The organism is Methyloprofundus sp. (genome assembly GCF_965251085.1).
In the GTDB taxonomy this organism is placed as follows: Bacteria; Pseudomonadota; Gammaproteobacteria; order Methylococcales; family Methylomonadaceae; genus Methyloprofundus.
Genome location: NZ_OZ252594.1, coordinates 3,478,592 through 3,499,966 on the forward strand (window position 1 = coordinate 3,478,592; position 21,375 = coordinate 3,499,966).

Genomic DNA, 21,375 nt, shown 5'->3' on the forward strand with positions numbered 1-21,375 from the left:
CTGATTTTTCTAGGATGATTAATATTTGTCTCAAATAGTTTACGCAGTTGCTACTTAGAGGTATGCGCATAACACTATCGAAAACAGATACGGGGTATTCAGTCCTTTTTTTATTTGCAGGGCTAAAGAGAAGGTCAAGTATTCAATAATACGTCTATAAAGAAATACTTTGTAGGTTTGGGCGAGATTAAAAATTTCAGAAATTATTAGCATGGGTGGCTTCGATTGTTGGGTTTCGTACCTTTACCCAACCTACCTAATCGCTGAAGTCACACTTCCAATAAAGGTTTTTAAGCTTACTTGGCCCACACCTCTAATATAAAGAGTCAGCAGTTCCTTGTAGAGTGTTGCTTTAACCTGTTTTGCCGTTGAACCTAGAAAAATCAGTTGGGCGCGGAATTATAGTGCAAGACATTGAATTAATATAATACTTTCAAAAAATCTTAGATTCACCCGTAGGTTAATCGGGTATTTTTTGGAAGTGCTGTGGAATCAATAGCTTGTGTTAGTAGCCGTGAGCAACTGATTTTTCTAGGTTGAACAAGGCGGGCTAAAGCCGCGCCCTACATTGAAAATGTAAACAATAGGCTTGCGACTACTCGCGTCGCCAGTTGGTGCCTGTTGCAATATCTTCCAGCACGACACCCTGCTGCTTTAAATCATCGCGGATTTTATCAGCTAAAGCCCAGTCTCTATCCTGTTTTGCCTGTAGCCGTTGCTGGATAAACTGCTCGATTTCCTCCTCGCTTAAGCCATCTTCTTTAACGCTATCGCCTGCTTGCAAAAAGCTTTCTGGGTCATCCTGTAAAATCCCCAGCACATTCGATAGCTCTTTTAATTCGCCCGCTAATTGAGCTGCAAGGTCCGCATCTTTGTTTTTTTCTTTATTCAATTCTCTCGCCATATCAAATAATACTGCTACTGCAACCGGTGTATTAAAATCATCGTCCATTGCCTGTTTAAACCGATCGCTATATTTACTACTCTTTCCTGTCAGGATCGTAACTCCACGCAGGGCTGTATATAAACGCGTGAGCGCGGCTCCCGCATCATCTAACTGCTCATCCGAATAGTTCAGCGGACTACGATAATGACTGGACATTACAAAAAAGCGTACCACCTCTGGTCGGTATTGTTTTAACACTTCTCGAACAGTGAAAAAATTGCCCAGCGATTTGGACATTTTTTCCTCATTTATACGCACAAATCCATTATGCATCCAGAAATTAACGAATTTTTCACCGGTCGCGCCTTCAGATTGTGCTATTTCATTTTCATGATGGGGAAATTGTAAATCCATACCGCCGCCATGTATATCAAAATGATGCCCCAGGCATCGCGTTGCCATTGCTGAACATTCTATATGCCAGCCTGGGCGACCTCTTCCCCAGGGAGAATTCCAGTATGGCTCATCCGCTTTGGCTTTTTTCCATAATACAAAATCAAAGGGATTTTTCTTTGCCTGATCAACTTCAACCCGCTCACCTGCCTGCAATTCATCCAGTTTTTTACCAGATAAAGCACCATAGCCGACAAATTTATCGACTGCATAAAAAACATCGCCATTGCTGCCAGTATAAGCCAAACCCTTTTCAAATAAGGCAGTAATCATCAGGATAATATCACCCATTGACTTTGTCGCCCTAGGCTCGATATCTGGTGGTAGTACGGCCAAAGCTCGCTCATCTTCATGCATTGCACCAATAAAACGCTCAGTTAATGCACTTATCTCTTCATTATTATCCTGCGCACGCTGAATAATTTTATCGTCTATATCGGTAACATTACGCACATAACTTAAATCGTATCCCGAATAACGTAAATAACGCGCAACAACATCAAAAACCACCATCACTCGCGCATGTCCAATATGGCAGTAATCATAGACCGTCATACCGCAGACATACATACCCACCTTGCCCTCAACACGTGGGGTAAATACTTCTTTGCTACGCGTCAGGGTATTATATATTTTTAACATTTAGGACTTGGTTATTACGATTGAATCAATCCAGAGACTTGCTGGCATGAATTTAATTTATCAATTTTCCAATATTAACTCTTCTCTTTCAAGCTAAAAACACATAGAATTTATAATTTGCATCTTTATACAGTGAGTACTATGCGTTCTATAATTCTTTTTTTGATGCTTTCTTTAACTTCAACTTATTCTTTTTCAACGGAAAATAAAATGTCAGAGACACAACCTAGAGTCAAATTCGAAACTACAGCAGGTGATTTTATTATTGAACTTAATGCGGAAAAAGCGCCCATTACCGTAAAAAACTTTATTACTTATGTTAACGAAGGATTTTATAACGGCACTGTTTTTCACCGTATTATTCCTGGTTTCATGGCTCAAGGCGGCGGATTTGATTCTAGCTATAAACAAAAAGCGACTCACGATAATATCAAGATTGAAGCTGATAATGGCTTAAAAAATGATCGTGGTACCGTTGCAATGGCACGTACTGGAGTGCCTGACTCGGCATCTTCACAATTTTTTGTTAACTACAAAGACAATGATTTCTTAAACCATACTGCTAAGACTTCACAGGGCTGGGGTTATACTGTATTTGGGAAAGTAGTCGAAGGCATGGATATCATTGACGAAATGGCCAATGCACCTACTGGAAACCGTGATGGGCATCAAGATGTGCCTAAAACAGATATCATCATAGAAAAAGCTGAAGTTATACAGTAACACCTTTGTTTGTCTGGCTTAATCCTAGAAAAATCAGTTAAGCGGGAATTTTTTGGAAGTGCGGTGGAATCAAGAGCTTGTGCTAGAAACCGTGAACAACTGATTTTTCTAGGTTAATTAAACAAAACTAATAACGTAATCCAGCATTTCCGTATCTAGCAGAAATGTCGGGTTACGTTTTTTAATGCTCCGCAATAAAAAATCTAACCCAACCTACATTTTTTTACAGCATGCGCAATGAAACTCTCTTTATTTCAGACTTACATCTGACAATTGAACGCCCCGAAGTAACCCGCAAGTTTTTGGAGTTGCTAAAGACACGAGCAACAAAAGCCCAGGCTATCTATATATTAGGTGACTTATTTGATACCTGGATTGGGGATGATGATTTCAGCCCACCTATTAACACGGTAAAAAAACATCTAAAAACGCTGACTGAACAAGGCATAGACGTTTTTTATATACACGGTAACCGTGATTTTCTAATTGGTGAGCGCTTTAGCCAGCAAACAGGCGTTACATTACTGGATGAATACAGCGTTATTGACCTGTATGGAGCCAAAACCTTGTTAACGCATGGCGATTTATTATGCACCGATGACCTGCCCTATCAGGAATTTCGCATAAAATCACATTCTGCTGCATGGCAAAAAAATGTTTTATCCAAGCCTTTAATATTTAGGTTGCTGTATGCACGCTGGTATCGGTTGCGTAGTTACTTCCATAAGCGAAAAAAATCACAGGATATTATGGATGTAAATCAAGATACTGTTAAGCAAGTGATGGAAGAATACCAGGTAAGCCGTTTAATTCATGGGCACACCCATAGACCCGCGATACATAATTTAGAAGTTAACGGGCAAGAAGCACAACGGTTTGTGCTCGCAGAGTGGAAAAAAGACGATATCAGACTGTTATCCTGGTCTGAATCTGGTTACAAAGTAGAATCGATTTAAATAAACCGTTATCAAAAATAGCTCGTTTGAGGTTTATCAAATGTGGAAAATTAGCGCCACGAGCATCCCGTATTCCGCACGCTTCATAACCGGCTACAGGTTAAATACAGGCTAAGCTTTACTTATTATTCTTGGATTTTATCGCCATTAAATAAGCGATAAACCGATAAGCACCCTGCACAACAGAATAATTTTAAACCCTCGGTAGTCTCAACATTAAACCCATCTATCTCTACTGCAAGTCCGCATAGGGCACAATTTATTTTATTCTCGCTCATTATAATACTTCCTACCTTTCAGATATTACTAAGTACCCAAGCATAATTAATTTAACAAATTTTACGCAGGATTTTTTTTCATTTTCAAGGCGCATAAATAAGCGCATAGCTGGCTACGCAACTCTTTATGCAACGCTGAAAATGAGAAAAAAGACAAGTAAAATGTTGAATTAATTATGCTTGGGTACTTACGCTTTTTTGAATCGACGTGCGTACCATAGCGTCAAATAACTCGATGGCTTGTATTTTCCAGTGCGTAAAAAATGTAGCGTATATTCATTATTAATAGTAGCCTTTAACATTTGTTTCGCATAAGCCGTACCACAAAAAAGCAATTGATCGCCTTCTTTAATTTTATGCTTTTTCCCAGGTAAAATTATTTCTTCCTTGCCAGACTTGATCACAAACACCATTAATTCAAGCTCTCGTTCGGGGTTGCCCGGAGATGCAATAACATCTCCTAACAACACAGCCTCACCTCTGTCTAGACAATCAATGACTGCCTTGCTTTTTTCCCTGGTGAAATCAATAGTCACTAATAAAGGTTTTTTATTACCGATTTTTTCTCTCAGTGTACTAATAACCTGTTTAATTAATTCCTCGCGCCCTGGCTCTTTAGCCAATAGGTATCTAAAAAAATGCTTTAATAATGGCGCGATTAACAATAATAAGATCTTTCTTGCTGACACTAGAGTCGGCTGCATAATCATATCAGCATCTGCCTTGGCAAACGCCAACTCGTTCTGATGACTATTCTGTCTAACGATAGTAAATAAATTCTGATTCAAACTGCGTGCATTTAACAGGACACTCAAATTCTGGCCATCATCATCAGCCGCTGCCAGCAAACCCACTGCCTGCTCTATTCCTGCTTTTTTCAAGGTTTTGGCATTTGCTCTGCCAACTATATAGGTTTCAACTTCCTCTTCTTTCTTACGTGAATGTGGATCAATAACGGCCGTTTTCACGCCATTCATAGTGAGCACATGGTTAGCTTCCATACCCATGCGTCCATAACCTGCAATAATCCAGCTGCCTACTGGCGGTTGCACATAGGACTCTAAGGTTGCGCCTTTATCGCCTACTAGCCAGTTATTTAAAGCATAAAATGCAGGATTGTTAATGCAGGCATTCAATACCTTGGCGAAAGTTTTAAACGGGTCAATAACATGCACTTCTCCGCCTAAAGTCGCGAGTGTTTCTTCAATATCATTCATTTTTGACATGGTCAGAATACCCACATCAGGATTCAATAAACGCGCTACAGCCGAAATCTTAAGATTAACCTCTTCATTACTGGTAATCGCAACCACGGCTTTACAGAGTTCATTACTAACACCTGCTTCCAGCAAATGCTTGGGAACACTCGCATCAGCATGCAAGCCAGGAACCGCTAATTTATAATTGCGTAATTTTAGAGCTTGTATGCGCTCAGCGCTCTCATCTATAACCACCGCATGCATACCTGCATCATTCAAGCCTCGCACCAATACACTGCCGGTGTCACCAAACCCACAGATAATATAAAAGGGCGACCCTATCCGGTTGACGCTTAAAGCAAAACGTAATTCATCTACCGCGCGCTTAAAAAACACATTCTGGAATAAACGGACGATACTACCTAACGCATAAAACCAGGTAACAACACTGACATACAAACAGGCAATTGCCCATAAACGTTGCGCATTACTGAAAGCAAAAGGGATTTCACCGAAACCAGTCGTGGTCGCAGTATAGGTCATAAAGTAAAACGCATGAAAGATGCTTAAATACTCGGTTTTACCATCTATAAGAGGGCCCGGAATAGACACCATACCGAAAATAGCAACTGAATAAACAGTTAATAGAATAATCAAAGGTAAGCGCATTTGACGCATAACTATGAAGCTAACGCGACTTAATTCATCGCTGGTATACATAAGCTAGGCTTTGAAGAACGATGCAAATAACATCAGCGTACTATATTCTGGAAATCAAGGTTTCTGAAACCAGGATAACAACGGAAATAATATTCGCAACTAAGGCACCTCCGGCAAGAGAAACGATGCTGGATATCACATCGGGTGTAATCCCTGTACCAATAATATGTACTGCAAAAGTCCATTCGATAGCGGCAGCAATTAATTCAAAATCAGCCACCAGACTGGTTGCCAATAATAACGCGCCAATTTGCGATCGATCGCCTAATTTTAAACCGGTAGCGATCAAATTAACCACCACGACACCAAATAATTCATAGACACTATGATGCGCCGGATTAGTAAACTCACCTAATACAAAACCCACATTTAGAGTTAATGAGAGTACAATGAAAAAACCGAAAACAACCTTTTCAAGATTCACGAAACATCCCCGACACAAAAAGAAAAGAAAGCCTATTTTACCTTAAAATCCTCGCCACCCACTAAAAAACTAGTCTTTTTATATAATTCTTTGCTAATATTTACTTTTAAATTAAAAATAAGGAGAAAAAAATGCCTTTAACCGCAATGGATCTGGTTGCAGAAGCAAAACAAAATATTACTGAAATAAGCGTCAATGATGCTAGGCAGAACTTAAGCGACGTCCTGATTATCGATGTTCGAGAACCTGCTGAATTTGCTGCCGGGCAAATACCTAATGCAGTGAATATCCCACGGGGAGTACTTGAATTTCAAATCAATAACCATCCTATTTTTGCAGGTCAGCAGGATGCTAAAATTATAGTCTGTTGTCAGTCGGGCGGGCGCTCAGCACTAGCAACAGAAAGCTTACACAAGCTTGGCTACATCAATGCTGTTAGTTTAGCAGGTGGATATAAAGCCTGGTCAGAAGGCTAAAAGCATCAATGGACGCTTTAGAATCTATACGTCTGGATAAATGGCTCTGGGCTGCGCGTTTTTTTAAAACGCGCAAACTGGCTGCAGAAGCGGTATCTGGTGGTAAAGTTCATTTAAATGGCCAGCGCACCAAGCCTAGCAAAGAAGTAAAGGTGAATAGCCATATGGTGATCCATAAAGATCAGTTTAGCTGGGATATTACGGTATTAGCCATCAATGCTCAGCGCAGGCCCGCTGTAGAAGCCGTGCTGTTATACGAGGAAACAGCTGCTAGCCTATTAAAGCGCGAACAGGATGTTGCTCAGAGGCGCATCGAACGCCAATTTATGCATAATGATCCCGCAGAACGGCCCAATAAAAAGCAACGTCGTCAGATTCATCGATTTAAGCAACAGTAAGCGCCTAACCCAGAAGAGACGATCCGGCTTATTTAGCCTAAAAACATCAGGTGAGCACGGATTTTGTGGAAAATGAGAAAAATGCAACTGGACTAAAAATATTATCTTTTCATCAAGTTATTGGGAAATATAGCGTTCAACTGATGTTTTTAGGTTTCAGCTACAAACAGCTCGGCGGCTTAGGCAGACCCGCAATTTTGCAGGAAAATTTTAACGGTCCCGGTGGAAAGAGTTTCAGCAAATAACGGCTGTTAGCTTTTTCAGCACCCAGTTTGTGCTTGATGGCTTTACTGAAGACACGAGCATTAGGTAAGTATTTATAGTCTAGATAAAACTGACGGATAAAATACAGGATTTCCCAATGTTCTTTGCTTAATTCTATACTTTCAATACTTGCAAGGCGCACTGCTAGTGCTTCATTCCATTGCAGCATATCCAGTAAAAAACCCTGCTCGTTTGTAGCCACGGGCTTACCATCAAGTTCTAACTCCATGTTTTGATTACTTTATGCTCAACAGTTAATCTAACAAAGCCAGGATAATCGACAATACTAACCTCAGCCATGATTGTAGCTAAACTCAACCCCCGCGCTAATACATCAGATTGTAAAGCGTAGTATTGCAACGGCTTATCAATAGAGCGTATTCGCTGCGCAGATTGTGATTGCTTATGCAAACAAAGCACCGCACTTTCCACAAAAAGCAAGGCATCGCCTTCGGCAACTCGATCTAATAAGACTTCAAGCCCTACGCTAGTTCTAATAATATGCAGCATTACTCATTAGAAAATATTTTCAAACCCACCACACCAATGATAATCAGTGCAATCGAAGCAAGGCGGTAAATATCAATTGATTCCTTAAACAAAAAAATACCAGCGATAGCAATCCCTGCTGCGCCTACCCCAGTCCAGATGGCGTAAGCCGTACCCAACGGTAAAGTTTTAATCGCCAGAATTAATAACCCAAAACTCCCGGCACCTGTCACGGCTGTCACTATCGAAGGAATAAGCTTAGTAAACCCTTCATTATACTTAAGGCTAAGTGCAAAAAATATTTCTGCAATACTCGCACCCACTAAATATACCCAGCCCATCCTTACTCCAATCAATATACATGTAATAATGTTTATTTTACAATACTCATTGATTTGATTATTTATTAATTCAGGGTTATTTTTCACCGCTATCTCTTTTACCTGTAGCGCATGATTTTAGCCAGGCCGTAAATTAACGACTTTTTTAGCTGGCCTAAAGCCACGCCCTACTCTACTTATACGATTCTATTGCAAGCTATGGATTCTTTTACTAACCCAAAGGCAACAATTTACAGTGTTTCGCAACTGAATCGGAATGTGAAATCTCTGTTAGAACAGAATTTTTTTTCTATTCAAGTAACCGGTGAAATTTCTAATTTAAGCCGCCCTGCCTCAGGCCACCTTTATTTCTCTTTAAAAGATGACCGTGCCCAGGTCCGCTGCGCCTTATTTAGAAGCCAGGCACAAAGGCTTAAGTTTATCCCTGAAAATGGTCTGCAAATTCAGGCTAGTGCAAATGTTAGCCTGTATGAAGCACGGGGAGATTACCAACTAATCATTAATCAAATGCAGGAAACAGGCGACGGCGCTCTTCGCCGTGCATATGAACAGCTTAAAGCCAAACTCGACGCAAAGGGATTGTTTTCCCCGGAACACAAACAGCAGCTACCATTACTGCCTAAAAGCATTGGAATTATCACCTCACCCTCAGGTGCAGCTATACGCGATATCTTATCCGTACTGGCGCGGCGCTTTCCGGGTATTCCAGTGATCATTTATCCGGTAATGGTGCAGGGAAACGAAGCGAAATATGAAATTAATCAGGCGATCATCACCGCCAATCAACGCAAAGAATGTGATGTGCTCCTACTGGCGCGTGGTGGCGGCTCGCTCGAAGATTTGTGGGCCTTTAATGAAGAAATGGTCGCTAATGCGATATATAAAAGTCAACTACCCATTATCAGTGGCATAGGTCATGAAACCGATACCACCATTGCAGACTATGTCGCTGATTTACGTGCAGCGACACCAACAGCAGCAGCTGAACATTGCACACCTGACGGACAACAATGGCTAGGACAGTTTATGGCCTATGAACAGCGCTTAAGCCAACTGATCAAAAACACCCTGCAACAAACCACGCAGCACCTAGACTGGCTGACTAAAAACCTGCAACTGCAACACCCAGGCAAACAATTAGAAAACAAATCGCAACGGCTTGCCGAGTTGGAGCTACGCCTGACCAACAAAATAAAAAACCAGTTAAATCAGGCACAGGCAAAGCTGACAACTCACCATGCACAGCTATGGCAATATAACCCGGCACATACATTGCAACGACTTAAAAGCGAACACCTGGCTTTAAATAACCGCCTCAACATGCATATTAATAATAAGCTGCATGAGCAACAGGAAAAACTAGGCCATCTTAGTCAAACGTTGAATATTGTCAGCCCTCTAGCCACTTTGCACCGAGGTTACACTTTAAGCACTGATGAGCAAGGCAAACTTATTAGCACGACCCAACAAGTCAGCATTGGGCAAATCATACAAACACGCCTGGCAACAGGTTCAATCAGCAGCCAGATACAGGAAATTAATCATGAATAAAATACTCCTAACATTATTACTAATACCGCAAATAGCTTTAAGCAGTGCTCTGCCGCAACAACTCGCGGCACCGGGTGGTATTGTTAACATACAACTGGGCTCTGTTGAAACGCCAGCGCCTGTGGTCACATTTCAGGATAAACGCGTATTGATTGTTGAGAATGATCATAAATGGTACGCCATAGTTGGCATCCCGCTAAAAATCAAAGCTGGGCAGCATAGCATTCAGGTAACATCGGGTGCAACCAGCACACAGCTTGATTTTGCTATTGTAGATAAAGATTACCCGGCACAATATATTACTATCAAAAACAAACGCATGGTCAACCCTAATCCCGATGACCTTAAGCGTATTACGAGTGAGCGCCCAGCCATCAATAAAGCGCTGAACACCTGGACCGAACAGCCGGTTGGCGACTTATTATTTAGTATACCGGTTGAGGGCCGCTTAAGCAGTCCCTTCGGACTTAAGCGATTTTTTAATAATCAGCCTAAAAATCCACATAGCGGCCTGGATATAGCCGCTCCAAAAGGAACGACAATTAGTGCGCCTGCGCCCGGTTTGGTCATCAATACAGGCGGTTATTATTATAACGGCAACACTGTGTTTTTAGATCATGGACAGGGGTTAGTCACAGGCTATTTTCATATGTCTAAAATAACCGTCAAAGCGGGCCAGATAGTCGAGCAAGGCACTAAACTTGGAGAAGTTGGAGAAACGGGCCGAGTGACAGGCCCACACTTACACTGGAATGTTTATTTGAATAAAACCAAAGTAGACCCCGCGCTCTTCGTGCCTGAATTATCAGCAACTAAAACTGAAGCTGAAGCTGCACAATAAATCGGTATAACATTTAGGCACCTGGAAACAAATAATCATCCAGCTTTGCTGATCTTTTGTCCGTCATTAGCACTGTAGCAATAGTTCCGTAGCCAGTTATTCGCTTACTGCTACAGCACTAATGACAAACAAAAATACTGCCCAAATATTGGACGCTTATTTATTTCCAGGGGCCTTAGGAACGCGCACGAAATAACTTAAGCAACTGACTTGTCTTTTTATCCGTTTTCTGCGTTGTAGAAACTGTTACGTAGCTGGCTATGCGCCTGTTTCTACGTCTTGAATACGAATAAAAATCCTGCGCCAGATGCTCAACTTATTCCGTGCGCGTTCCTTAATATTGATAGTTACTAACCTCAGACCGTCTGAACTCTAGGATAATAACTTGATGCCAATGCTTGATATGTAGGTTGGCGCTGAGCTTGCGAAGCCCAACAATCACTATGCAATATCATGTTGGGCTTCGTATACTCAGCGCCAACCTACGCACTTTAGTATCATCTAATTATCTTGTGAAAACGGTAAGCTTTTGATTTCTTTATGTCGAAATCAGGAGTTCTGAACCTCCACCATTATCCTAGAAAAATCTTAGGGGAAACAAAATGCAATTTTCAACTACACCAGAAATTCCATGTAAAACGATTCAAGAAAACCTCGGCGTTGTCACTGGCAATGTAGTGCAGTCCAAACATGTGGGTCGTGACTTTATGGCTGGACTAAAAGGTATTATCGGTGGAGAAATTGTCGGTTATACGGAAATGTTAGCCGATGCACGCGATATTGCCATAGCAAGAATGGTCGATGAAGCGAATAAACGGGGGGCTGATGCCATTATCAATATACGCTTTACAACCAGCGCCATTATGGCAAATGCATCTGAAATTCTCGCCAATGGGACTGCTGTAAAATTGCAGGAAGACCAGGAATAACAAAGCGCTATTTATGAATGATATCAAGCAAACTCTAGGCTTTATTGGTATTGGGCTGATGGGGCAACCTATGACCCTGAGGTTATTAGCGGCAGGTTACCCGATTAATGTCTGGAATCGAACAACAGAAAAACTCGCTACAGTGACACAAGCAGGCGCTAATCCCTGCGCTAGCATTGCAGAATTGGTTACCCAATCAGATATTATCCTGCTTTGCCTAGCAGATACTCAGAGTGTCGAAGCCATTGTTAAACAACATATAATACCACTGGGTAATCAACATAAACTATTGATTGACCTATCCAGCACCCATCCAGATTCTACCCGCCAATTGGCAGAGCTGTTATTTCAAAGCTGCGCTATGGACTGGGTTGATGCCCCAGTATCTGGCGGCGTTACAGGTGCAACTCAGGGCACTCTTGCGATTATGGCGGGTGGTAAGGAAAAATCTATACAGATAGCGCGTGAATTATTAGCACCTTTATATAGTCAACTCACGCATATGGGCGATGTTGGTAGCGGTCAGGTTACCAAGGTTTGCAATCAAATGATTGTCAGCTGTAATGTTCTGGTTATAGCCGAAATGATTGCTTTAGCAGAAAAGTCCGGTGTAGATGCCAGTAAAATAGCAACCGCTCTCGCGGGTGGCTTTGCCGACTCCAAACCCTTGCAGATTGTTGCACCGGAAATGGCAAGTGGCAGTTTTACACCTGTTAAATGGCGCGTTAAGACTTTACTCAAAGACCTGCATATGGCGACCGATTTAGCCAGCACTCAGTCTACCGCCATCCCCATGTCAGCGCTTGCTGCACAATTGATGCAGTTGCATGGTAGCCATGGTTTTTTAGAACAAGACCCGTCTACTTTAATCAAATTATATAGCGACAAAAAATAATCTATACGGCAGAAAATGCCAAGCTCATTACAAAAAACCAACGCTTTATAAAACTTAAACCTTTGTTTTTAAAATACGTTTTCGAGTCGAAACTTTTTTTCATTAAAATATCATTTTTTTTGATAGACACCAACTGAATTATTGATATATACTTTGTCGCACTTGAGGGATTTAAGTAAATAACAATATGGATAGCGAGGTAAGAAAGACTTAACAAATAAAAATAATAAATAAGTTTAGTAAGGAATAAATTCCATTTAAAAATAAAAATAATAAAGTTTTACCGCTCTAAAAACCTGCTTTATGCAGGTTTTTTTATGTCTGTTATTTAAGCTTACTGTTTTCACAAGATAATTAAGGTGACACTAAAACGCGTAAGTTGGCGCTGAGTATACGAAGCCCAACATGATATTGCACAGTAATTGTTGGGCTTCGCAAGCTCAGCGCCAACCTACATGTCAATCATGGGTATCAAGTTATTATCCTAGAGTTCAGGGGGTCTGACCTTTAGCAAATCTATAGACTAAGCTTAATACCGACCCACCCTGCTCGTGGAGCACTGACTCCAACAAAGCGGGTATCCTTATCAGGAATGCCTATTCCTTCCAGTACATCCCCCGTTTCGCCGTAAGTGCCAAAATTATTGTATTTCGTATTAAATAAATTATCCAGGCGACCAAAAATCGTAAAGTGCTCATTAAAGCGATATTCTGTCTGTAAATTAACCACTGCAAACGAACCTAGAGGTATGTCCAGATTGGCCGCATCGCCGCGCAGAAACTGCTCAGCATTAAATAAGACATTGAACCCAAAAGTGAGGCTTTTAATAATATCGACATCAGATGAAAATTTGACAATATGCTCAGGTATTCCCGGTATATGACTGCCACTTTGCACCTGAATATCACCATCTGCATCGGCAAAAGGATTACTGGGGCTATGTGAGGTGTAGGGGGTTAAGAAAACAGCATTGATATACGAGTAATTCAGCGCCATACGCCAGCGGTCAAAAAACGAACTACTCAGCCCTAGCTCAACACCCTGCCTTTGCGTACGCCCCACATTATCAAAATAGCCTGCGCTATTAGCCGTACCCGCACTTTGAAAAATAATATCATTATGATTAGTGGTATTAAAATAACCAAGATTCCATTGAATCCGGCCATCCAGAACCCTGGAAAAATTCCCTCTAAAGCCTACTTCCCACGACTTTGCAACAACCTGATCCAAAGGCGGATCGGCAACAAATGCATTGGGAAGCTTACAGGGATCATCAGGATCTGCACAACTTAATTCCATTGGCGTTGGCACCCGCGATGATTCGCTGTAGCCACTATAGAAATTTATTTCCGGCATAAAGGAGTAGGTTACGCCAGCAGCGGGATTAAAACGATCAAATTTATGCTTACCCGTTAATTTCGGATTTCCCCCTCTATCCTGCATATCAATTTCAACGTGGTTATACCGACCCGCAACATTAACCGCCAGCTTTTCAGTCACGTTAAAAACTTCGGAAAAGAAAAGTCCAAATGAATTAGTCGTGGTATCCAGGCGTACGCGGGATTCATCCACAAAAACCCCCGAAGCGTTCACACCTCGATCATCCGTTAAAGAGCCTAATTCAGTATCTGCGCTAAAAGCCACCTTGCCCAAATCATAACTACTACCAATAACAAACTGATTTTCATGCCCCCATAGGCTCTGATTAAAAACCGATTGTAACGCCAGACCAAAGGACCATTGATCAGCTTCTGAAGTATTCAGGGTTCCGCCTTGAACTGCTCCGGTTGCCAGTATGGGGTTACCATTGATATCTTCAACAATCTCATCACTTCCCTCTTCACACAAATACATAGGGTCATCATCACATTCCTCAAACTCACTACCATCGCCATTCAGGCTATCGATACGATTACTACGATAATAAACATTTCCTGCGAGTTCGACCTCATCGTTGACCCATAAGTTGCCATCTAAAGCAGATAGAAAAAAATGATTGCTGGTTTTGTCTGGATGCGTAAATATAGCTGTTCGATCGATAGCTTCTAGCTCGACAGGCAGGGCGCCATTTCCGATCAAACTACTATTGGCACCTGCTAATGTCAGGTTTAACTGCCCGTCTTCACCGCGCCAGCTTAAAGTACCCAGACCGTTAAATACACCGCTTTCGGAATCATCTCGCCAGCCCTCTTCATGAAAGTACTGTAGATCAAGAAAATAAGCAAATTCGCCATTATTCCAGCCGCTGGTCAATTCCTCATTATGTCTGGACCAGGAACCACCACTAACAGTCAAGCTATGTTCTGGCGCAGTAAAGCCTGTTTTAGTCTTAATTGCAATCGAGCCGCCTAGACTATTTAAACCATAGGCGGGGTTAGACCCTCCCTGTAAAGTCATGCTGTCAATCGCCCCTTTTGGAATCAGGTCCCAATGCACCGAATCTCCAAAGGGCTCGTTAAAGCGTATTCCATTGGTATACACTGATAAACCTTGTGGTAGCCCCAATAACGGTGAGACAGTAAACCCACGATACTGGATATCGGGTTGTAAGGGGTTATTTTGCGCATCATTAATTGAAACACTGCCCATATACTGATTCATATAATCAGCAATCGAGATACTTTGCGCTCTTGCCATATCCTCGGCAGTCATCACCTGTACATTGGTAGTCACTTTATTCAATGCAATATCCGCCCCTAAAGGCGTAGTATTGACCACACTCATTGTTTCCAGCTCAATTGGCTGATCAACTTCAGTTGGTGTATCTGCACCCTGGATAGCATGACTCATGCTTAGCAAGATAAGACTACATGGCAGAATTTTGTTCATTTTTATTCTTTTTGCTTTTTTTATTTTTTTGAGATGAAGAATTGTATTAGTAAACATAGGCAAAAAATATAGGACTTTTTCCTGATTATTAATATTCGTAGATTTTTGCAAAAAAAATGTAAATTTCGGCTCACGTCTATGGAGGCACAATATGACATCTATTTCACTTTTTATCGTATGGATTCACGGCCTTATAATGAGTTATGGGATCTTTGATATTTATAAAATACGCAAAAATGACAAAATAGCATTTACATGATAATATCTGCGGGTTTCACTACAGAAAAATTTTATTAACGAAATGGTTTTATAGGTCACTTTGAAAATATTGTATGCACAGGTATATCAGTTAAAAACACACGAATTTACTTTACAAACAAACACCTACATATTAAATATATAGAGATAAAACCTATTTCATGTTGCTAATTAGGCTAGACAAATGAATAAAATTTCCCCATCAAAGAATAATGATCAATTGCTATACAACCCTGATGATTCACGGGACAGCTGTGGCGTAGGCTTTATTACGCACAAACAAAGTAAACAAACGCATGATTTACTGATTAAATCACACCAGGCTTTATGTACCATTCCTCATCGCGGCGGCATGAGTGCCGAAGGGATTGGTGACGGCGCTGGAGTTAATATTGATTTATCACTGAAGTTTTTCCGTAAATTAACGGGTAACCAAGAGCTTGAGCTAGGTCAATTCGGCGTTGCCAACTTTTTCTTGCCTGAAAATCATAGCCAATTTGATTCTGCAGCGATTGAATTAGTAGAACAACACTTAAAAGAATATGGCTTACCGATCATTAAATGGCGCGATATCCCAGTTGATAACAGTGTTCTGAATGCCGCGTCAATTAAGGCACAGCTGTCTATTAAGCAGGTCATCTTTGGTCGCCCGGAAACATCATTAAAAGATGCGAGTCACGAAGAATTTGAGTATTATATTCAGGATGTACTCCTGACTATTGAACAAGACGGCTTTACTCGACACGAACTGGATGGTTTCTATCCGCTATCCATGAGCTCACGTACTCAGGTTTACAAAGGCCGTTTAAATTCCTTTGAGGTCATTCCTTACTTCACTGATTTATACGATGAAGATCACGAGATCTGCACCTTGTTCTTCCATACCCGGTTTTCTACCAATACCGCTCCTGCAACGATGATGGCGCAGCCATTTCGCTATATGGCGCATAATGGTGAATTAAATACTGACAAGAAAAACCGCCTAAGCGAGCAAGCCATTGCCAGACAGCATGGTAAAAACCTGGTTTTCCCTCTTGGCCAATCAGACTCCAGCCGTTTAGACCAAACGCTATCGCGCCGCATCCATGAAGACAAACTGGATATCGTCACTGCAATTTTAGCAATGATGCCACCCGCCTGGGAAAATGACACAACCCTCTCGGCTGATGTTAAAGCCATGCTGGAATATTTCAGTTTATATGAAGAAAAAAATGATGGGCCTGCAGCACTTATTTTTAATGATGGCATTCGCGTAGGCGCACGTCTAGATCGTCTTGGCCTGCGACCTTTACGTTCCGTAGAAACAAATGAATATCTAGCGGTCATGTCCGAAGCCGGTCAAATTGGCTTTGATTCTAAAGATGTTTTACGCCGAGGGCGTATTGAAGCAGGTGGTATGATCTATTTTGATCATAGCACTGGCGAAGCTTATGATAGCCATCAAGTGATGGAACGTCTGGCAAAGGAAACGGATTACCATGCCTTATTAAAAGCACGAGCGATTCATTTAGATGAATTGTCGACCGTTTCATTAGCTGATATCAACAGTCAGCATGCCTTTAATATAGACCAGCAGCATACTGCCTATTCGCTTAACCAGGAAAGTTTCAAATTCTTGCTAGACCCTATGCTAAATACGGGGCTGGAGAAAATCTCCGCCATGGGTTACGGGATCACACCCAATGCCCTGTCAGGCGCTGAAGGTGGAATGTCTCGTTATTTCAGCCAACGCTTTGCTCAAGTCACCAACCCGCCACTGGATTCATTGCGTGAAAGTGATGGTATGACTTTACGCGTTGCACTGGGCGCGAAACCTAATTTTTCCGAAAGTACAAGTCAACAGCTGGTGATTAATTCACCGATTTTACAGCGCACGCAATTAGCTCAAATTCGCCAGCAATCTGCTGTTAGCGTAGCGACAATAGATGCTTTATACACGCCAGACCTTGAAAATGCAGAACAAAATGCAAAAAATCTGTTACAGGCTTTAACGAATACCTGCAATAAAGTAGGCCAGGCGGCTAAACAAAATACCGGTATTATTATCCTTAGCGATATTAATATCAGTCAAGAACAAGCGGCTATCCCTGCCCTGCTACTTATTTCTGCAGCCAACCAGCACCTGGTTAAAGAAGGCTTACGTTTCAATTCCTCGCTTATTTCTGAAACAGGACAGGCAGTCAGCGCACATGATGTCGCAACTATCTTGGGATTTGGTGCATCGGCCATTTGTCCATTAAGCGTACACAACCGGGTTATCTCGCAGTATAGCGAAGACCAACAGCAAAAAGCACTGGATAGCTATCAAAAAGCGGTCGAAAAATCGCTAATGAAAACCATGGGTAAATTTGGTTTATGTACCGCTGAAAGTTATATCGGCGGTGAATTCTTTGAATCAAATTATATTGATACTGACGAGCCGCTATTACAAATCTATTTCCCTAATATTAATTCTTCTGTCGGTGGTATTCAGTTTGCAAATATCGCTGCTAGTGCAACTGAATGGCATGAAAAGGCATTATCCGTAGGTTCTGAAAGCGACATCCCATTCCTAGGCTTGTTTAAAGAACGTAATGAAGGTGCAGGGCATACTTTTGGTAACACTTCCGTGCGTGAATATATCAACATGACGGATGAAGATATTCTGTATATCAATCATGGAAAATCACCGGTAGTCAGTGATAGTGCTTATGCCGATTTTGGTTATGAGAGACGCACCCCTGAGCAAATAGATAGCTTTGGAGTCACGCCGGCCTACCGCAATTTCAGCAAAATCTTAATGCAGGAACGCGATCGCCGTCCTGCTGCTTTACGCGATGTTATGAGCTACCCTGCTGATATTTCCCGTGCAAAAGAAACGGCTGAATTTGATGCTATTTTAGGCAAGCAAAACTTGCGTGGAAATATTAATTACAGTATTCGTGGCCTAGCTGTTAAGCAACTTGATAACAGCTTTGAGATTACCTTAACGAATGACTCCACTAAACAACGCCTAGAAAACCTGGCCGCACATTTTACTGCGCGCTTTGCCGGTCATGATTTAGCTATCAATGTATCTGACTCTGCGCTGACAATAACAGAAGATGATGCGCATAGCCTTGTAGCCAATTATCTTAACAGCATTATTTCTGCTCGCGGACCTATCACCCTGACTGATGTGCAACCTGCTCATGAAATCACTGCTGCATTAGCTACTGGTGCAATGAGCCACGGTGCTTTAATGGCAGAAGCACATGAAGCGGTTGCACATGGCACTAATATTGCCGGAGCTATGAGTAATTCAGGCGAAGGGGGTGAACATTCAAGCCGTTTTAATACCATTAGATCCAGTAAAATCAAACAGTTTGCTTCGGGTCGATTTGGTGTCTGGGCTGGCTATCTAGCTGATTTAAATATTCAAGAGATTGAAATAAAAATTGCCCAGGGTGCAAAACCCGGCGAAGGTGGACAGCTGCCTGCTGCTAAAGTCTCGGTTGAGATTGCAGCTGCACGGGGAGGCACACCCAAGGTTGAATTAATCAGCCCTCCGCCGCACCACGACACCTATTCTATTGAAGATTTAGGCCAACTCATTCATGATGCCAAAGCAGCACGCGTTAGAGTGGTGGTTAAACTGGTTTCATCTGAGGGCATAGGTACCATTGCTGTCGGTGTTGCCAAAGCCGGCGCTGATGTGATTAACGTTGCCGGGAATACCGGTGGAACCGGTGCCGCAGCAGTAACCAGTTTGAAAAACACCGGACGCTCTCCTGAAATTGGCATTTCCGAGGTTCATCAGGCGCTGTCAGTAAACGGCTTGCGTGATAAGGTTGTACTTCGTTGTAGCGGCGCACATCAAAATGGCTCAGATGTCATTAAATCGGCAATACTCGGTGGTGATTCGTTTGAATTTGGTACCACCGCGCTAATGATGTTGCGCTGTGTGATGGCGAAAAACTGTAATGTCCACTGTCCTGCCGGTTTAACCACCCTTCATGAAGAATTCAAAGGCGATCCACGTGTTTTAGCTCAGTATTTTATGAATCTGGCACATGAGGTACGTGAAATTCTAGCTTCGCTGGGATATAAAAGCCTATCTGAAATTCGCGGTCAAACCGATTTATTACATTTAATGGATCATGAAACGATGATCGGTCAAATGGACTTCAGCAAGCTATTAAACTACGTGGATGTCATCCATATTGATAAACCGGTTTATCTGGAAGCTGATTTTTCTATCGATGATAAAATTATGCAGCAATTCAAAGCCGGCTTTGTTAATGCCAAACAACAACAAGTGATTGTTGAGGGTTCTGAATTCAACCTTAACAACCGACATAAAACAGTCGGTGGTCAGACAGCAATAGATATAGAACGCCTATTATCTTATGAACTGGATGCCGATCAAATTGCCGAAAACGGTAAAATTTATACTAACCAGCATAAGCGTCGTTACCTGGCACCTGATTCCCTGATTGTTCGCACTCGTGGTTCTGCAGGGCAAAGCTATGGCGCATTTAATAATGATGGTATGCGTATGGAACATACCGGAACCTGTAATGATGGTGTAGGAAAATCATCGTGCGGTGGAACTATTATCATTAAATCTCCGGGTGGTGGACATAAAGTACCCGGTGAAAATGTATTAGTCGGTAACTTTACCCTGTTTGGTGCAACCGGCGGTAAAACTTTTATTAACGGTGAAGCCGGTGACCGATTTGCCGTGCGTAATTCTGGTGCAATGGCCGTCGTTGAAGGGGTTGGAGATTTTGCCTGCGAATACATGACCAACGGTGCGGTGCTGAATATCGGTACATTTGGTAAAGGCTTCTGCAACGGTATGTCCGGGGGTAATGCTTATCAATACGACCCGGAAGATAAATTACCTAAGCTATATGATGAATCTTCTATCGAGATCAGAAGCTTGAGTGAAGATAGCGACACTGCACGCGCGCATGAGCAATTTGTATTAGCGATGCTGGAACAACATGCAGACTATGCTGAATCAAGTGTGGCACAAAAGCTGCTCGATAACTGGGATAGTGAACGCCAGCATTTTAAATTTGCAATCCCGTTATGGTTATATAAGACCCAGACGGCTGAGTTTATTGCTAAAACAGTAGACCGCAAAGCCATCATTGAAGAGCTAGCCGTTGATCAGGCTCAACAGCAAGTCAACCAGGTTCAGGAGGCGTATGCCGAGGGTGCGGTATTATTTGGCGGTCAAACGCCTGATTATGGTGCAACCGATAGCCCGCTTGCTTTTAAAATGATCAATAGCTTTGCGGTATTAAATAAAGCGACATTGATTGCTGCGACTCAAGTACAAAATCCACAGCAAACTGAAACTGTGGCACAGCGACTGATTAATACCAAAGCACGCAAATTACAGGATGCTTTAGTCAAAGAAACCCGCGAGGCTTATGCGAATTATGATGATGCACAATTAGCCTTATTATTAGCTAATAAGCGTTTAAATGATTATAAGCAAGCCTTGATTTTACGTGATGTGCAAAGTATTTATTCAATTGGTTCAACTAACTGGATTATTGAACAATCAGCCATTAATAATCAGGCACTGGCTGATATTCCAGCTGTTGATGAATACCTTGCAGCACTCAACAGTCAGGCGGTTATTCAGGATATGATAAAGATTAAACAGGCTGCTTAATGCTTAACACCGCAGTATTAAGGGTTCTTATCCAGACAACCACGACTTAAACGTCAATAACACAACCAAACGGCTGAAATAGAATCCACAGACAAAGTTTAAAAACTTAGGCTGTGGATTCTGCATGCTTAATGGTCAATAAATATATTTACTAGACTCACTGTTATGCAGCG

17 protein-coding genes are annotated in these 21,375 nt (G+C 41.9%); 9 read left to right on the plus strand and 8 right to left on the minus strand.

The genetic code is table 11. From position 1 onward, the window contains the following. Nucleotides 1-595: 595 nt before the first annotated feature. Entirely contained in the window at nucleotides 596-1,981 is a 1,386-nt protein-coding gene (cysS, locus tag ACQY3F_RS16250) for a cysteine--tRNA ligase (RefSeq protein WP_428355977.1), read from the minus strand. 141 nt (nucleotides 1,982-2,122) lie between these two features. Between cysS and ACQY3F_RS16255 the strand changes: the two genes are divergently transcribed. After that, nucleotides 2,123-2,704 carry a peptidylprolyl isomerase gene (locus ACQY3F_RS16255; RefSeq protein ID WP_428355978.1) on the plus strand — a complete coding sequence of 194 codons (582 nt, stop codon included), beginning with the start codon at nucleotides 2,123-2,125 and terminating at the stop codon, nucleotides 2,702-2,704. A gap of 230 nt (nucleotides 2,705-2,934) precedes the next feature. Then, nucleotides 2,935-3,660: a UDP-2,3-diacylglucosamine diphosphatase gene (gene lpxH, locus ACQY3F_RS16260; protein ID WP_428355979.1), complete on the plus strand. Its 726-nt coding sequence runs from the start codon at nucleotides 2,935-2,937 to the stop codon at nucleotides 3,658-3,660. A 125-nt stretch (nucleotides 3,661-3,785) separates the two neighbouring features. Here the strand turns inward: lpxH and ACQY3F_RS16265 are convergent, their stop codons facing one another. The 3 genes from ACQY3F_RS16265 to ACQY3F_RS16275 all read right to left on the minus strand — a co-directional run bounded on the left by ACQY3F_RS16265 (nucleotide 3,786) and on the right by ACQY3F_RS16275 (nucleotide 6,281). Beyond that, on the minus strand, nucleotides 3,786-3,938 hold the full coding sequence (locus ACQY3F_RS16265) for a heavy metal translocating P-type ATPase metal-binding domain-containing protein (RefSeq protein ID WP_428355981.1): 153 nt from the start codon (nucleotides 3,936-3,938) through the stop codon (nucleotides 3,786-3,788). A 188-nt stretch (nucleotides 3,939-4,126) separates the two neighbouring features. Further along, nucleotides 4,127-5,857: an NAD-binding protein gene (locus ACQY3F_RS16270; RefSeq protein ID WP_428355982.1), complete on the minus strand. Its 1,731-nt coding sequence runs from the start codon at nucleotides 5,855-5,857 to the stop codon at nucleotides 4,127-4,129. 40 nt (nucleotides 5,858-5,897) lie between these two features. Then, nucleotides 5,898-6,281, minus strand: coding sequence for a DUF6394 family protein (locus tag ACQY3F_RS16275; protein ID WP_428355983.1), 384 nt, complete (start codon nucleotides 6,279-6,281; stop codon nucleotides 5,898-5,900). A gap of 131 nt (nucleotides 6,282-6,412) precedes the next feature. Here ACQY3F_RS16275 and ACQY3F_RS16280 point away from each other — a divergent pair, with 131 nt between their 5' ends. Together ACQY3F_RS16280 and ACQY3F_RS16285 are read left to right on the plus strand one after the other, a co-directional pair. Next, entirely contained in the window at nucleotides 6,413-6,757 is a 345-nt protein-coding gene (locus tag ACQY3F_RS16280) for a rhodanese-like domain-containing protein (protein ID WP_428355985.1), read from the plus strand. A gap of 8 nt (nucleotides 6,758-6,765) precedes the next feature. Further along, nucleotides 6,766-7,155, plus strand: a complete 390-nt coding sequence (locus tag ACQY3F_RS16285) for an RNA-binding S4 domain-containing protein (protein WP_428355986.1) — start codon at nucleotides 6,766-6,768, stop codon at nucleotides 7,153-7,155. A 160-nt stretch (nucleotides 7,156-7,315) separates the two neighbouring features. Here ACQY3F_RS16285 and ACQY3F_RS16290 read toward each other — a convergent pair whose 3' ends face one another. From ACQY3F_RS16290 to ACQY3F_RS16300, 3 genes are read right to left on the minus strand one after another with little or no spacing between them, the layout of a single operon-like run. Next, on the minus strand, nucleotides 7,316-7,648 hold the full coding sequence (locus tag ACQY3F_RS16290; protein ID WP_428355988.1) for a TusE/DsrC/DsvC family sulfur relay protein: 333 nt from the start codon (nucleotides 7,646-7,648) through the stop codon (nucleotides 7,316-7,318). Further along, the gene (tusB, locus tag ACQY3F_RS16295; protein ID WP_428355989.1) at nucleotides 7,639-7,929 is read right to left on the minus strand and encodes a sulfurtransferase complex subunit TusB; all 291 of its coding nucleotides are present in this window, start codon (nucleotides 7,927-7,929) and stop codon (nucleotides 7,639-7,641) included. The genes ACQY3F_RS16290 and tusB overlap by 10 nt, the downstream gene beginning before the upstream one ends. Next, entirely contained in the window at nucleotides 7,929-8,336 is a 408-nt protein-coding gene (locus ACQY3F_RS16300; RefSeq protein ID WP_428355991.1) for a DMT family transporter, read from the minus strand. Before ACQY3F_RS16300 ends, tusB begins: the two co-directional genes overlap by 1 nt. A 111-nt stretch (nucleotides 8,337-8,447) precedes the next feature. On the opposite strand from ACQY3F_RS16300, the gene xseA reads away from it, so the two are divergent. The 4 genes from xseA to ACQY3F_RS16320 all read left to right on the plus strand — a co-directional run bounded on the left by xseA (nucleotide 8,448) and on the right by ACQY3F_RS16320 (nucleotide 12,465). After that, nucleotides 8,448-9,800 (plus strand): exodeoxyribonuclease VII large subunit, encoded by a 1,353-nt coding sequence (gene xseA / locus ACQY3F_RS16305; protein WP_428355992.1) that lies wholly within the window; start codon nucleotides 8,448-8,450, stop codon nucleotides 9,798-9,800. Beyond that, nucleotides 9,793-10,641 carry a peptidoglycan DD-metalloendopeptidase family protein gene (locus ACQY3F_RS16310; RefSeq protein WP_428355993.1) on the plus strand — a complete coding sequence of 283 codons (849 nt, stop codon included), beginning with the start codon at nucleotides 9,793-9,795 and terminating at the stop codon, nucleotides 10,639-10,641. Before xseA ends, ACQY3F_RS16310 begins: the two co-directional genes overlap by 8 nt. A gap of 602 nt (nucleotides 10,642-11,243) precedes the next feature. Further along, nucleotides 11,244-11,570, plus strand: a complete 327-nt coding sequence (locus tag ACQY3F_RS16315; RefSeq protein ID WP_428355995.1) for a YbjQ family protein — start codon at nucleotides 11,244-11,246, stop codon at nucleotides 11,568-11,570. 13 nt (nucleotides 11,571-11,583) lie between these two features. Then, a complete protein-coding gene (locus ACQY3F_RS16320; protein WP_428355997.1) occupies nucleotides 11,584-12,465 on the plus strand; it encodes an NAD(P)-dependent oxidoreductase in 882 nt (293 codons plus the stop codon). Nucleotides 12,466-12,981: 516 nt separating this feature from the next. Here the strand turns inward: ACQY3F_RS16320 and ACQY3F_RS16325 are convergent. Then, a complete protein-coding gene (locus ACQY3F_RS16325; RefSeq protein ID WP_428355999.1) occupies nucleotides 12,982-15,294 on the minus strand; it encodes a TonB-dependent receptor in 2,313 nt (770 codons plus the stop codon). 442 nt (nucleotides 15,295-15,736) lie between these two features. On the opposite strand from ACQY3F_RS16325, the gene ACQY3F_RS16330 reads away from it, so the two are divergent. Beyond that, nucleotides 15,737-21,202, plus strand: coding sequence for a glutamate synthase-related protein (locus ACQY3F_RS16330; RefSeq protein ID WP_428356000.1), 5,466 nt, complete (start codon nucleotides 15,737-15,739; stop codon nucleotides 21,200-21,202). Nucleotides 21,203-21,375: the final 173 nt, after the last annotated feature.

Bases quoted from the DNA above. Each gene is read 5' to 3' on its own strand.
- cysS (WP_428355977.1), bottom strand. From the start codon at position 1,981: ATGTTAAAAATATATAATACCCTGACGCGTAGCAAAGAAGTATTTACC.
- ACQY3F_RS16255 (WP_428355978.1), top strand. From the start codon at position 2,123: ATGCGTTCTATAATTCTTTTTTTGATGCTTTCTTTAACTTCAACTTAT.
- lpxH (WP_428355979.1), top strand. From the start codon at position 2,935: ATGCGCAATGAAACTCTCTTTATTTCAGACTTACATCTGACAATTGAA.
- ACQY3F_RS16265 (WP_428355981.1), bottom strand. From the start codon at position 3,938: ATGAGCGAGAATAAAATAAATTGTGCCCTATGCGGACTTGCAGTAGAG.
- ACQY3F_RS16270 (WP_428355982.1), bottom strand. From the start codon at position 5,857: ATGTATACCAGCGATGAATTAAGTCGCGTTAGCTTCATAGTTATGCGT.
- ACQY3F_RS16280 (WP_428355985.1), top strand. From the start codon at position 6,413: ATGCCTTTAACCGCAATGGATCTGGTTGCAGAAGCAAAACAAAATATT.
- ACQY3F_RS16285 (WP_428355986.1), top strand. From the start codon at position 6,766: ATGGACGCTTTAGAATCTATACGTCTGGATAAATGGCTCTGGGCTGCG.
- ACQY3F_RS16290 (WP_428355988.1), bottom strand. From the start codon at position 7,648: ATGGAGTTAGAACTTGATGGTAAGCCCGTGGCTACAAACGAGCAGGGT.
- tusB (WP_428355989.1), bottom strand. From the start codon at position 7,929: ATGCTGCATATTATTAGAACTAGCGTAGGGCTTGAAGTCTTATTAGAT.
- xseA (WP_428355992.1), top strand. From the start codon at position 8,448: ATGGATTCTTTTACTAACCCAAAGGCAACAATTTACAGTGTTTCGCAA.
- ACQY3F_RS16310 (WP_428355993.1), top strand. From the start codon at position 9,793: ATGAATAAAATACTCCTAACATTATTACTAATACCGCAAATAGCTTTA.
- ACQY3F_RS16315 (WP_428355995.1), top strand. From the start codon at position 11,244: ATGCAATTTTCAACTACACCAGAAATTCCATGTAAAACGATTCAAGAA.
- ACQY3F_RS16320 (WP_428355997.1), top strand. From the start codon at position 11,584: ATGAATGATATCAAGCAAACTCTAGGCTTTATTGGTATTGGGCTGATG.
- ACQY3F_RS16325 (WP_428355999.1), bottom strand. From the start codon at position 15,294: ATGAACAAAATTCTGCCATGTAGTCTTATCTTGCTAAGCATGAGTCAT.
- ACQY3F_RS16330 (WP_428356000.1), top strand. From the start codon at position 15,737: ATGAATAAAATTTCCCCATCAAAGAATAATGATCAATTGCTATACAAC.